Origin of the sequence: Propionivibrio sp. (assembly GCF_049316945.1) — a bacterium.
GTDB lineage: Bacteria > Pseudomonadota > Gammaproteobacteria > Burkholderiales > Rhodocyclaceae > Propionivibrio.
Genome location: NZ_JBMOJE010000068.1, coordinates 1 through 13,766, shown reverse-complemented (window position 1 = coordinate 13,766; position 13,766 = coordinate 1). Strand labels below are relative to the sequence as shown.

Annotated in this window: 10 protein-coding genes; 8 read left to right on the top strand and 2 right to left on the bottom strand. The window is 57.7% G+C overall.

The features are described 5' to 3' along the window. Positions 1–48: 48 nt before the first annotated feature. Positions 49–471 (bottom strand): surface-adhesin E family protein, encoded by a 423-nt coding sequence (locus ACOYNV_RS15560; RefSeq protein ID WP_422900707.1) that lies wholly within the window; start codon positions 469–471, stop codon positions 49–51. 535 nt (positions 472–1,006) lie between these two features. Between ACOYNV_RS15560 and ACOYNV_RS15555 the strand changes: the two genes are divergently transcribed. After that, entirely contained in the window at positions 1,007–1,663 is a 657-nt protein-coding gene (locus tag ACOYNV_RS15555) for a hypothetical protein (RefSeq protein WP_422900706.1), read from the top strand. A 211-nt stretch (positions 1,664–1,874) separates the two neighbouring features. Here the strand turns inward: ACOYNV_RS15555 and ACOYNV_RS15550 are convergent, their stop codons facing one another. Next, complete coding sequence (locus ACOYNV_RS15550; RefSeq protein WP_422900705.1) at positions 1,875–3,503, bottom strand: methyl-accepting chemotaxis protein; 1,629 nt, start codon at positions 3,501–3,503, stop codon at positions 1,875–1,877. A 325-nt stretch (positions 3,504–3,828) separates the two neighbouring features. Between ACOYNV_RS15550 and ACOYNV_RS15545 the strand changes: the two genes are divergently transcribed. The 7 genes from ACOYNV_RS15545 (at position 3,829) to ACOYNV_RS15515 (ending at position 13,716) form a co-directional block, all read left to right on the top strand. Beyond that, positions 3,829–4,467 (top strand): response regulator, encoded by a 639-nt coding sequence (locus ACOYNV_RS15545; RefSeq protein ID WP_422900704.1) that lies wholly within the window; start codon positions 3,829–3,831, stop codon positions 4,465–4,467. Continuing rightward, entirely contained in the window at positions 4,464–5,549 is a 1,086-nt protein-coding gene (locus tag ACOYNV_RS15540) for a hypothetical protein (RefSeq protein ID WP_422900703.1), read from the top strand. The genes ACOYNV_RS15545 and ACOYNV_RS15540 overlap by 4 nt, the downstream gene beginning before the upstream one ends. Positions 5,550–5,573: 24 nt before the next feature. Next, on the top strand, positions 5,574–5,933 hold the full coding sequence (locus ACOYNV_RS15535) for a response regulator transcription factor (RefSeq protein ID WP_422900702.1): 360 nt from the start codon (positions 5,574–5,576) through the stop codon (positions 5,931–5,933). After that, positions 5,933–8,182, top strand: a complete 2,250-nt coding sequence (locus ACOYNV_RS15530; RefSeq protein WP_422900701.1) for a putative bifunctional diguanylate cyclase/phosphodiesterase — start codon at positions 5,933–5,935, stop codon at positions 8,180–8,182. The genes ACOYNV_RS15535 and ACOYNV_RS15530 overlap by 1 nt, the downstream gene beginning before the upstream one ends. A 44-nt stretch (positions 8,183–8,226) precedes the next feature. After that, positions 8,227–10,980 (top strand): CHASE domain-containing protein, encoded by a 2,754-nt coding sequence (locus tag ACOYNV_RS15525; RefSeq protein WP_422900700.1) that lies wholly within the window; start codon positions 8,227–8,229, stop codon positions 10,978–10,980. A gap of 143 nt (positions 10,981–11,123) precedes the next feature. Further along, the gene (locus ACOYNV_RS15520) at positions 11,124–11,984 is read left to right on the top strand and encodes a phosphate/phosphite/phosphonate ABC transporter substrate-binding protein (protein ID WP_422900699.1); all 861 of its coding nucleotides are present in this window, start codon (positions 11,124–11,126) and stop codon (positions 11,982–11,984) included. A gap of 229 nt (positions 11,985–12,213) precedes the next feature. Then, positions 12,214–13,716 carry a histidine kinase dimerization/phospho-acceptor domain-containing protein gene (locus ACOYNV_RS15515; protein ID WP_422900698.1) on the top strand — a complete coding sequence of 501 codons (1,503 nt, stop codon included), beginning with the start codon at positions 12,214–12,216 and terminating at the stop codon, positions 13,714–13,716. The last annotated feature ends 50 nt before the right edge of the window (positions 13,717–13,766 follow it).

Genomic DNA, 13,766 nt, shown 5'->3' with positions numbered 1-13,766 from the left:
AGCACGATCAACCTGGAAAAAGCAGTTGTGTTCGCTGTGGCCAACGGACTACTTTCTTTTCCCACAGGCAATCTGCCGCATCTTTTCGGGGGTGCTGCCGGGCTCGACGCTCTCCCATTGCGGGTTGTTCACCGGCTCATTCGCCACCACCCGACCGTCGCCCATCCGCTCAGAATAGGCCTCGCCGGCAAGCGTTCGAAAGCGTGGCTGACTGCAGTCATACTCGACCAAAGACTTGATCGACCCGACCACCGTCTGTGCATCCGCCCACTGAGCCGTAGTGAAATCAATGAGTTGTAAAATCTGCGCGGAATCGCCGTTTTTCTGAATCGAATTCTGATCCAGATAGATACGAAAGCTGTCAGTCCTGCCGAGCTGGACCCACTCGGCCCGCACACTTCCGACCAGCAGGAAGGTGAACAACACGAAAAGAACTCGCCGGTGTTTTTTGTATCGAAACAGTCTATTCATGGCGCAAAATCAACTTGAAAATCGGGTTGGGTGAAGTGTAGGCAAGCAGTGGGGCTCATAGTAACGCCTGAATGGAATTTATTCAGGGCAAAGACACACGCGATACAGGATTCATGCGTCCGCTCGGCCAAACCAGCAAGCGCATGGCGTTGAGATATGCTTGGCTATAACAATCGAGAGGAGTCACCATTTCTCTGCTAACCGTACAGGGTAAATTTGTTCTACCCATCCACCGTCATTCCGGGCTTGACCCGGAATCTGACCGAAGGGAATGCAGAGCCAGACTCCTCCATCTGATCAAGATCTTAAAAGACCTGTTTGTGATTAACGAACTGGATTCCGGGTCAAGCCCGGAATGACGGTAGATCAATGAGTTAGCGGGCAGAACAAATTTACCCTGACGAACCGTAGCTGTTCACCACTTGAATTTTCACAGCATGGTGTTTTCGTAGGAAAATCGGCCATCGTTCAAGACTTCGTTTCCGCTGAATGCAGTTCCGGATCAAAGCTCCAGTCTCCCTACGCCCACCATCTCATGCGCGCTCTTGTATTTCTACTCGCCATCATTTTTTCCGGCCCGGGCTGGCCGGATGAGTGCGACAAGCTGCCGAAGCCTTCAATTACGGTAAAGCGACTTGACGAGCGCATCACGGTCAATACCCAGCACAGCTACAAGGTGCTGAACCACCTGGGGTCGGCACTGGCGCGTCCCGGCAAGCAGATTCTGGGGCTCACCCGCGGCAACGCCAGCGTTCGCTTCGCGAGCAACATTTCTCTCTACGTTGACCGAACTGGCCGCTGGGAGTGCGCCAGCCCGCAACTCACCGTGACGCTCGGTTTCAGCCCGATGACCGTCTATGTAGCCAAAGAATTTCCCGAAGGCAGCTGTGCCTACAAAGAGATTTATCAGCACGAACTCCGCCACGTCAAGGCTTACCAGGCGCACCTCGCAGGCATCGAGAAAGAAGTGACCGACACCCTGCAACGCCGTTTTGACGGCGGAAGTATCTGGCGCGGCCCGGTTGGCCAGAGCAGCGCCCAGCTTCGGCGGGAACTGGATGAACGCTGGCTGCCCTACATCCGGCGCGAAATCGGCCGCGCGGATGAAGCCCAGGCGCTCATCGACAGCCCCGAGGAATACGCTCGCGTGGCGGATTCGTGCAATGGCGAAATCAGGAAACTTATCCGCTAACTCCGGTTGGTCGCCAACACTTCCCGCCCCATGTAGCTGCAGACCGCATGAAAAGGCGGTCTACAGCCTATGCACCTGAAGAGTGCCGTGCTTATTGGCTCTCCGGGCAGCATTATTGCAGATCGCCTATTGGCGGGGCTTCCAGCGGCGCCTCTTCGCCTCGCCAAGCCGGGCACATAGACCCGAAAGGGCAATCCAGGACTCAAGCGACTTATTTGGCGCTGCCCAACTGGAACTTGCCGACCGCCGCCGCCAGGCCATCGGCCAGGGATTCAAGATGCTGCGCCGACTGGACGACGCTATGCACGGCATCGGTATTGGTTTTGGCCATGGCGGCAATCTGCTCGATATTGCTGGAAGCTTCCGCACTGGCGATTTGTTGTTCCTGTGTCGCCGAACCGATGGCGTCGATGCCGATAGTGACATTCGCCACCCCGCTGGCCGTCCGCTCCAGCACCGTGGCCACCGACCCGACGCTGTCCTGGCTGCGGTTCAGTTGTGCAATCCCCTCCTCGATCGCCGCCATCACATGGCCCGATTGCGCTTCGATTTCGTGCGTCACGCGGTCGATTTCGTTCGCCGAGCGGCCCGATTTTTCGGCCAGCTTGCGCACTTCGTCGGCGACCACGGCAAAGCCTCGGCCCATGTCGCCGGCCCGGGCCGCTTCAATCACCGCGTTGAGGGCCAGCAGATTGGTCTGGTCGGCGATATCCTTCACTTCCCGGGTCATGCTGGTGATCGAGCGAGTGCTGGTAACGAACTGGTTCACCGAGGCGACGATACCGTTCACTGAATCACGAGCGGTCGTCATCGAGGCGATGAGTGCGGTCAGGCTTTCCCTTCCCTGCCTGGAGTCGTCCAGGTTGTTGCGCGACTGACTTTTCACCTTGCCCGCGGTAGCGGCGATGGAAGCCACGCCGGAGGCCACGGCCTCGACCGCCTTGGTGGCTCCGTTCGAACGCTCCTGCTGTTCCCTGGAACCTTCAGAAACCTTCGCGGCAACGGAGACCAGTCCGCCCACCGATTGGCGTACCTGGCCGGCGGTGTCGCTGATCTGGCGCACCAGTCCGGAAAACTTGTCCATCATTTCGTTGAACGCCTGCGACGTGCGGCCCACCTCGTCAAGCTCGCGTACCGGCAGGCGGTGGGCCAGATCGCCTTCGCCCTTGGCAATCTGGCTCAGGCCATTGGTCATGGCGTCCAGCGGCCGGGACACGAAGTGGCGGATGAACAGGAAGATCAGGATGAACATCGCCATACATATCACCACGCAAGCGATGATGAGCTTGAGGCGCTGGCTGGCAATGGCCGCATCCACCTTGGCCAGCGAGATTTTTATGCTGACGATGCCGAGCACGGTTCCTTCCGGCACCTGGTGACAGGTGACGCAGTTCTTGCCGAGATAGTTGGCACTGGCGATCGCCGGCTTGATGATATGCAGGAAATCTCCGCTCGCGTCAGACTCGACGCGGTCGATAATCTTCCCGGTGCGCATCACTTCCTCTTCATCTGAATCGTTCGCGCGGTCAGATACAGTGCCCGGCCCGAATTGCTTGATGACTGCCGGCGCTCGGGCAACCCGCAAGTCCCTGACCGCATCAAGCTGCTTGATCTGGTCAAGAAACACGTCGCGTTGCGCCACGGTGCCGGTAATCATCATTCCGGTCAGCCCGGCAAGCGTCATTTCATGGGCGCTGTAGGCAAAATCGCGCGCCTGATTGTGGGCCGCCTCCCGATTTTCGGTGTTCTGCCAGGCAATCATCGCCGAAAGGGTGAGGAACAAGGCAATCGCTATCGACAGGGTCAGGCGAACCGAGACAGAGAGATTATTGGCATTCATGATGCAGTGCTCCGTATTGAAAACGAACAAATCTGAAAAAGACAGTCATCCACGAAAAACAGCGCCAAGCTTTCCCGAGGCGGGACAAATGGCACGAAATCCTGACAAGTATACTTCTTATTCACTTATTACTTTCAGCGTAATAGGCCACTCCAATGGCACCAACTTTCTGTGCATTCACCATATTGACTGGGTTGCACCAGATCAGCTTTTATCGATCAAGCACAATTTGATAATAGATGATAATTTATAGTTACAAATGATTATTTTTGATATATATTGAACAAATGCTATACTGAGTTTGATATCTTGAAAGTCCTTAAAAATGATTGAGAAGACATTTTGCACAACGCGCGAGGCGGCAAAATTGCTCGGCGTTTCCGTGCGTACAACCCAGTTGTGGGTCGAGAACGGCCTGCTTTCCGCCTGGAAGACGGCCGGCGGTCACCGTCGGGTTTCGCGCGATTCGGTGGATAGTTTGCTGCACAAAGCGGCCGTGACACCGCCGCCGGTGAATGCGGTGAGCACTCCAGCCCCGATTGATCCGCCAACCCATGACCTCAATCTCAAAGTGCTTATTGTCGAGGACGACCCTGCTCTGCTGCTCCTCTACCAGTTCAGGCTTGCGCAGTGGCCGATGCCGCCGCAGGTCATCGTGGCCAGCAACGGAGTCGAGGCCCTGGTCAGGGTCGGCCATGAGGTTCCCGACCTGTTGATTGCCGACCTGAGCATGCCGGAAATGGACGGATTCCAGATGTTGCGGGCGCTCAAGTCGATGCCGGAACTGGAGCGTATGACTATCGTCGTGGTCAGCGGTCTGGACGCCGAAGAGATCAAGCAGCGCGGCGGCGTTCCCGAAAGCATTCAGGTGCTGCCCAAACCCATTCCGTTCACGACACTGCAGGATATTGCCTACAGGATCTGGTCCAGAAAGCTGGCAGAACATGCCACGGTCTTGCCATGAGACTGAATTTCGACATGTCGCTAATCGAGCGGATGAGCGAGGGCGTTGTCTTGCTGGACAAGAATGGAGGAATCAAAGCCTTCAATTCTGCCGCTCGTTCGTGGCTTCCGGAGTGTGCTGGCCTGGTTAATCCCATCCGCGAGATGATCAAAAGGTCGCTGAATGGTTTGCTGGCATTGCCGGCAGCATTACAGTTGAACGGGGTTTGGGACAAGGATTTGCCAAGCCCTGCTGATGCCTGGCTATGCCAGGACGGGCGTTATGATTATGCGATTTTCATCGCGCGACCAAGTCCCGAGCAGGAATTCAAGTCCAGCGAAACGCGTTTTGTGGCTTTGCTCGGCGAGCAGGCACGGAAGGAAATGGATTCTCTGAAGGAGTTGCTGCGTGCAGTGGCCAACTCCGCTGACATTGATCGTACGGCCATTCTTCAACAGTCCGCCCGCGTTGATCGAGTGCTGGTCGAGATTGAGCAGCTATCCACACTATTTCAGCACGACAAGGTATTTCTTGAGGATCGCCTGTCGCCAATTGCCCTGCTCAAGGAAGTATTGCCCGGGCTCCCCGGCCAGCGTGGCGAGAACGCCATTAACTACAAGCTGATCGAAACGCGGGATCAACTGGGTGTCCTGTACGGCGACGCGGCGTGGCTGAAATATGCCTTCCACAATCTGCTGGCTGTTCTTGGCGAAAGCGCACCGCCGCAAAGCCGGGTGGTTCTTGAACTGCGGCAGCTGGGCGATTTCATTGTATTCACCGGCCGGGTACGCAGCGCACCAGGATTATCAGTGTCAAGGGCGAAGGTCAGGGATCAGGATAATGCTTCGCCAATGGAGCGGGATATCCGCATGCAAATGTGCCGTCGCATTATTGAACTGCATGGTGGACGCCTGAAAGTGTCGGTAACGACAAATGACGGGCCGGATGAGTACAGCACGGGTTACGACGCCTTCACCATCAACCTGCTGACCGGGCTGCCGAGCAATGATCGCAGCCTGGCTTCCTGTGCAGAGTGCCGTTTTACCTTGCAGGCACAGGCTTACGCCCAGGACCTTTCAGCCTTGCTGGCTGAAAGGTCATAGAAACAGTTTCTGGAGATTCAGCTCATGACCAAGATACTTATTGTTGACGACCATTCCGACATTCGCCGCTTGCTCCGCATCACGCTGGGAAAATCATATGAAGTACTAGAGGCTGAGGACGGCATGACTGCGCTGGAAATCATCAGACGCCAACATCCTGCCGTGGTCCTGCTCGACATCATGATGCCCGGTGAAATCGATGGACTGCAAGTACTCGACACCATCAAAAATGATCCGGCGCTGAAAGATACGCTGGTCGCGATGGTGACCGCACGCGGGCAATCCGGCGACTACGAGATTGGCAAGAAACGCGGAGCGGACGCTTATTTCATCAAACCTTTCAGCCCGCTGCAGGTGGTTACCTGGATTCGTGAGATGCTCTAATGATCGACAGCTACCACGCCAATACAGCCATCGTGGAGGGTAGAAGCCACGACGCAACGCTTCATCTGCAACTCTACCGGTACGCGGAAGATCTGCAGATGCTGCTCGATCAGCATGCCGAACTTGAGGAAAAGCATCAGCATCTGAAAAAGTCGCACGAGCATCTGGTCGAGAGCAAGGACATCCTTGATAACCTGATTCGCTGTGCCGGCGATTTCTATATCGTGACCGACGGCGCGGGGGTGATCAAGCATGCCAGCCCCAGCGCCGGCGAAAAATTGATGCCCGGCGCGGCAACCCTGCAGGGGCTGTCGCTCCGGCAATTGCTCGCACCCTCTCACTTCGCACGCTTCGACGAACTGTTGGCCGGTGCTCGTACCGAGACACCGGGGCAGCGGGTCGAGCAATGGGAGTTCGTTGTCTATATTGGCGGCGATCCGGCTCAGGCATTGATGGTCGACGCCTGGGTGCTGCCTGTTTCCAGCGCCGGTGAGTTAAGTGTCTATTGGATCATGCGCGACATATCGGTCAAGCGGACCAACGAATTCGAGTCGCAGATTTCCTCGATGGTATTCCGCAGCGCGCATGAGGGAATAATGATTACGGATATCGAAGGCCAGATCATTGCCGTCAATCCGGCCTTTACCCGCATCACCGAATACACCGAGGAGGAGGTGATTGGCAAGAATCCGCGTCTCCTCGCATCGGGTCGGCACGGAAAAGAGTTCTACCGCGCATTCTGGGAAGAAATAATTGAAACAGGCACCTGGAACGGCCAGATCATCAACCGCAAGAAGGGCGGGCAACTCTATCCGGAGTGGGTAACCATCAGCGCCGTCAAGGATGAAAGTGGGGCAACGCTTTCTTATATTGCGGTTTTTTCGGATATCACCCGTTTCGTCGAAACCGAAAAAGTCCTCTCCAACCTGGCCTATCACGATACCTTGACCGGGCTTCCCAACCGTCGCCTGCTTGAAGATCGCGCCGAACAGGCGCTGGCGGCAGCCAGGCGCAGTGGTTCGGGAGTCAGTATCCTGTATCTCGACCTCGATCGTTTCAAGCCGGTCAACGACAACCTCGGTCATCAAATTGGCGATCTGGTACTCCAGCAGGTCAGCCAGCGAATGACCGAGGCGATTCGGGAAGGCGATACGGTGGCGCGCGTCGGGGGCGATGAGTTCGTGATTCTGGCGCTGGGTTCCAGTCTTGATAGCGATCGGTCCAGAATGGCGCAAAAACTGATTGATGCTCTGTCGGCACCGATTTTCGTTGCCGGGCACGAAGTGCTGATCGGCAGCAGCATCGGCTGCGCACGGTTTCCGCAAGACGGGACTGACATCGCCACCCTGCTCAAGCATGCAGACATCGCCATGTACTCGGCTAAAAGGGCCGGAGGCAATCATTATTGCCTGTTTGAAGAGCCGATTGGCGCAGAGCAAGGCACGCAGGGAATCACCCTCGGTGCTGAACTATGGCATGCGCTCGAACGCCAGGAACTTTATCTCGTTTATCAGCCGCAAGTGTCCTGCAGTGGCCATGACACCCTGCTCGGCTGTGAGGCATTGCTGCGCTGGCGTCACCCGATACTGGGCGATATGCCGCCAAGCCGCTTTATTCCGGTCGCGGAAAAGAATGGCTCGATCGTCCCGATTGGCGCCTGGGCCTTGAAGGCTGCCTGCCAGCAGCTTCAGGAATGGAAGTCGAAAGGACTCGCCAATATCACCCTCTCGGTCAATGTTTCGCCGCGACAGTTGAGAAGCAATGCCTTTGAAGAAACGCTGGCGTGCGCCCTGCTGGAGTCAGGAATCGACCCGGCGCTGCTCGAACTGGAAATTACCGAATCAGAAATAATGATGCATCAGGAAGCGAACCACTGCCGCCTTCTTCCGCTGCGTGCGCTTGGCGTCAAGATCGCCATTGACGACTTCGGTACCGGCTATTCCAGCCTCTCGCGGCTCAAGCATCTGCCGATCGATCGCCTGAAAATCGACAAGAGTTTTGTCCATGATCTTGAAACCAACTGCGATTCGCAAGCCATCAGTTCATGCATCGTCGGCATGGGGTTGGCCATGGGTCTTGAGGTCATTGCCGAGGGTGTCGAAACACTGGAACAGTTGCAGCGACTGAACGCACAGGGTTGCCACCTGGTTCAGGGCTATCTGATCGGGCGCCCGATGCGGCCTGATATTTTCCTCCAGTGGGCGCTCGAAAGAGAACGTGTTGCCAGGCAATCCCTGGATGCAGGATGAGTGACCGTTCCTGTCACCGAAACGCAATAAAAGCAAAGCGATCCATGGACAACATACAGGTTCAAACAGATTCCGGCGCAAAAAATCCAGCCGCTGTCGTGCTTGTCGCGGCGGCCATTTATCTGGGGCTAGGCGCGCTGGGACTGAGCTTTGCCATTGCCCCCGGCTATGCCAGCCCGATTTTCCCGGCGGCTGGTTTCGCGGTCGCCATCCTGTTGTGGTCGGACAAGCGCGCATGGCCGGGCATCTGGGTCGGATCATTTGCGCTCAACCTGGGTGTCGCCTGGCTGCATGGCGAGTCGGGCTGGAGCAATGGCCTGATTTCTGCGGGGATCGCCAGCGGTTCCACGATCCAGGCGCTGGCGGCCTGGTGGCTGGTCAAGCGCAAGGTCGGGAACGGCTGGCAGACGCTGGAAATCGAGGCTGACATCCTCCGCTGCCTGGCACTGTCCGGGCCCGTCGCCTGCGTCATCTCGGCCAGCATCGGAGTGACCCTGCTTTACTCGGTGCAGATTGTTCACGGAAATGAGTATCTCTACGCCTGGTGGAACTGGTGGTCCGGCGATGTGCTGGGGGTATTGGTCATGCTGCCGCTCAGTCTGGCCTTGCTGTACTGGCGGAAATCGCCCTGGCGTGGTCGCTTCACTACTTTGGTGTTGCCCATGCTGGTCGTCCTCGGGCTGGCAGGCGGCGCCTTTTTCGCTGTTTCCCAGTGGGAGCGCGCGCAGCAGAAATCAGCCATTCAAAGTCATGGCGAGGCACTGGCCAAGTTGCTTGAGCAGCGCTTCATCGCTCACCAGGAGGCGCTTTCTGCCTTGCGCCGCCTGGTTGAAGTCACGCCCGACATGAGCTACAAGCAATTCGAATACTTCACCCGCATTACGCTGAAGGACAACCCCGACATTTTCGCCCTGAGCTTCAACCCGTATGTGTTGCCCATGCAACGCCAGGCGTTTGAACGCGGCATGGCCGAGAAAACCGGCATGCCAGGTTTCGAAATCAAGGAGCGGGACAGCCTGCGCCGGTTGGTACGCGCCGAAGAGCGGCCGGAATATGTCGCAGTCGGATTCATTGCGCCCCTCGAAGGCAATCGTCCTGCGGTCGGTTACGACATCAACTCGGAACCGGTCAGGCATGATGCCATCCAGCGTGCCATGAGATCGGGGGAACCGGCGGTCACCGCGCCAATTCAACTGGTTCAGGAGAACCGGAAACGTGTCGGCGTGCTTCTGATGCATCCAGCCGATCGGAGGGTAACAACGCTCGACACGGATGACAGCAAAACCGAGTTGATGGGCTTTGCGATTGGTGTCATCAAGGTCGACGAGATGGTGGACATCGCCACCCGATCAGCGACAGTCAAGGGGCTTGTCTTTCGCGTCGACGATGCGCTCGCTCCTGCCGACAAATCCAGTCTTTACCTCTCCGACAGTTCGGCCAGTTCGAACAATTCGAACAAGTCGAACAACTCGCCGGACAACTACCATGCATGGCAGAAGCAATTGACCATGGCTGATCGGACATGGACGCTCAGCGTCTATCCAACCGCCGAGTTCTTGCGCCAGGGCCAGCACTGGGCGTCGCTGATGGTCGGGGCCGGCGGTCTGGTGCTGGCGGCGCTGTTGCAAATGCTGCTACTGGTAACCACCGGCAGAACCTCCATCGTTCAACGCAAAGTTCGGGAGCAGACCTCCGAACTGCAAACCAAGAGCGATGCCCTCGAAGATCGGAATGCCCAGCTAAGCGCCTTGTTCAGGCTGTGTCCGGACGGCTTCGTGGCCTTCGATCCCGACGGCCGGGTCAAGTTTGCCAATCCATCGTTTGCAGCGATGACCGGCATCGGCCCTGAAGAAGTCGTCGGCAAGAACAACGCGGGACTGGATGCCGTGCTCAGAAAACAATGCGAGAGTCCTGAAGCCTTCGCTGGAATATCGGCCTGTTTTGGCGATGCCAATGAGAAGGTGTCGCGCAAGAGATTGACCCTGAAGACATTGCGTCAATCAGTTCTGCAGATTGTCGGCATCCGCAGTGAGTCCTCCAGCGTTTCCCGCATCCTGTACTTCCGTGACGTGACACTTGAAACCGAAGTAGATCTGATGAAGAGCGAATTCCTGTCCACGGCGGCACACGAACTGCGCACGCCGATGGCCAGCATCTATGGTTTCGCCGAAGTGTTGCTCACCCAGGAACTTGATGAAGACAGCCGCAGGGAGTTTCTGTCGATCATCTTCAAGCAGTCCGAATTGATGGCTTCCATCCTCAACGAACTGCTCGACCTGGCCCGCATCGAAGCACGTCGCGGCAAGGACTTCATATTCGAGGCGACGCAGGTACAGGCTTTGGTAAATGAGGTAGTGAACGGCTACAGCCTGCCCCCAGGTCGAGCGGCGCCGATTCTGGTCCTGCCCGCCGCGCCTTTGTACATCAATGCCGACCATAAGAAAACCCGACAGGCATTCCTCAATGTGCTCTCCAATGCCTACAAATATTCATCCGGGGGCGACGCGGTGCGCATCGAGGTGATCGCAGCGGAACGTGGCGAAGAAGCTGCGCCGCGTGTCGGCATCCGCATCACCGATAACGGCATCGGCATGACGCCGGAGCAGTTGTCCCACGTTTTCGAGCGTTTCTACCGCGCCGACAGTTCGGGCAAGATTCCCGGCACCGGGCTGGGCATGAGCATCGTCCATGAAATCGTCGACTTGCACGGGGGCGATATCGAGATTTCCAGCATGCCCGGTGTCGGCACCAGCGTAACCCTGTGGCTTCCGGGGCTCAAGGAAACGGTGGAGGAATGATGATCCGCATCTGTACAACATGGCTGCAGACCGCATGGATAGGCGATCTGCAAGCGACATACCTGAAGAGTGGCGTGCTTGTGAGGCCTTCGGCATGGCACCTTGTAGAACGCCTGTTGGTAAGGCCTCCAGAGGAGAATAAAATGCTTTCCCTGATAAAAAAATCGCTTACAAGTTTTTCGCTGTCCTTGTTGCTGACCTGCCTGATCGGCGCACCTTTACCGGCTCAGGCGCAAGAAATGCAAAAGCCGCTGGCCTTTGCCGTCGTGCCGCAGCAATCGGCCAGCCGGCTGGCGGAAGAATGGGGGCCGCTGCTGGCCGAAATCAGCAAGCGCTCCGGCGTTCCCCTGGTCTTTCGAACCGCTCCCAGCATTCCCGTTTTCGAGGAGCGTCTGGGCCAGGGCGACTACGATCTGGCCTACATGAATCCCTACCATTATGTGGTTTTCCATAAAGCCACGGCGTATCGGGCCTTTGCCAAAGAACAGGATCGGAAGATCAAGGGCATTCTGGTGGTCAGGAAAGACAGTGCCTACCGGAAACCGGCCGATCTGGCCGGCAAGACGGTGGTCTTCCCGGCCCCGGCGGCCTTCGCCGCCAGCATCCTGCCGCAGGCCGAATTCGGTCGCCTGAACATCCCGATCGAAGCCAAGTTCGTCGCCTCGCACGATTCCGTTTATCGTGCCGTTGCCTCCGGGCTTCAGGAGGCCGGTGGGGGTATCCAGCGCACCTTCGAGGCCACCCCGGCGGAAGTCCGCGATACGCTGCGCGTCCTTTCCGAAACACCGGCCTACACGCCGCACGCCTTTGCCGCGCATCCCCGCGTGCCGGCTGAAATCCTCGCCAGGGTGCAGGCGGCCATGGCCTCCCTGGCCGGCGACGAAGCCGGGCAACGCCTGCTGGCGCCGCTGGCGTTCAAGGGCATCGTTGCCGCGCAGGACAAGGAATGGAACGACATCCGGGGGCTCGACATCGATCTCCTTGAGCGTTACAGCCGGCAGTGAAACATGCGCTCCGCTAACGCACTCCTGAATCCATAAACCTTTAAACCTGGAAAGCTTGGTTAGATGTGATGCCAATGTCGCAAGCCCTCATCCCCGGCCCTTCTCCCGCGGGGAGAAGGGTGCAAACCCCCTCTCCCCGCGGGAGAGGGTTGGGGTGAGGGCTAAGCACGCGTCAAACCTGCCCTTGCGGTTAATTAGTCGCAATCAACTGAGTTTTTCACCATAAACCATGCGCTTTCGTACCAAAACCATCCTTGGTGTAGCGCTGATCGAAATGGTCTTGCTGGCCATTCTGGTCGGTAGCGCATTGTCGATTCTGCGCGACTCGAACGAGGCCGAGCTGGTGCGCCGGGTACAACTGGGTGGCAAGCTGCTTGCCGTTGCCGCCAAGGACGCCGTGATCTCGCAGGATCTGGCCACGCTGGACAGCCTGGTCATCGAGGCCATGGCGTCCGGCCAGATCGCTTTCATACGAATCCTCGACGCCTCCGGTGTCGTGCTGGCTGAACGTGGAGAGGCGACGATCCTGTCCCGCCCCTTCCATCAGGAAGAGCGCATTGAAAAGGTGGCCGATGGCTTCTTTGACTGGTCGGCTCCCATTCAGGCCGGAGGACTGCGACAAGGAGAGGTTCAACTCGGTGTATCCACCGATCCCCTGAAAGGATTGCTGGCTTCCGCCCAGCGCTGGGCGGCAGGGATCGCCGGGATGGAAATGCTGCTCGTGGCCCTGTTTTCGTGGCTGCTTGGGAGCTATCTGGCGCGCCAGTTGGTGGCCTTGCGCCGGGCCAGCTACAGCTTTGCAGAAGGCGATTTCACGCATCGGGTACCGGTCAAGGGAAACGACGATCTGGCGCAGACGGCACTGGCTTTCAACAGCATGGCGCAGCAACTGGGTGACAGCAATGAACTCCTGCGCGCCGAGAACCTCAAGCGCCAGGAAGCCCAGCGGGCGGCCGAACTGGCGCAGGCACAGGCCGAGGATAGAGCCGGGCAGCTGAATGCCATCTTCGCCCTGAGTCCCGATGGTTTTGTCTCATTCGACGCCACGCGCTGCGTCAAATACGCCAGTCCGGCCTTCATGCGCCTGACGGGAATAGCCGAGTCGGAGATCAGCGGGCTCGACGAAACGTCTTTCTCCGCACGCCTGGCGCGTGAATGCATCGAGTCGGCGCGTTTTTCGGGCGTGGCCGAACTGCGTGAAGCAGCAGGCCAGTCCACCGAACGACGCCAGAAGATCGAAATCGCCGGCATCGGCAAGCGCGTTCTCGAAGTCGGGTTGCGTGAATCACAATCAGAAACCGTGACGCAGATTCTCTACCTGCGCGACATCACGCATGAAACCGAAGTCGATCGCCTGAAGAGCGAATTCCTCAGCACGGCTGCACACGAATTGCGCACGCCGATGGCCTGTATCTATGGTTTTTCCGAGCTCTTGCTGGCCGAGGAGTTTGACGAAGCGGAAAGGCGCGAGTTTCTCGGCACCATCTTTACGCAATCGGAACTGATGGTGTCGATCATCAACGAACTGCTCGACCTGGCACGCATCGAGGCGCGGCGCGGCAAGGACTTTACCCTGGAACTCATCGATATCGGCGATCTGCTGCAGCAGATCGTTACTGGCTTCAAGACGCCGAACGGAAGGCCATCGCCTCAAGAACCAAGCGCCGCAGGCCCGCTTTGGCTGCGCGCCGACCGCAACAAACTGACGCAGGCGGTAATGAATGTACTGTAACACCTCAAAAAACCGAGGCAAATGATTTCACGCTGCGTTTTGCATTGAAG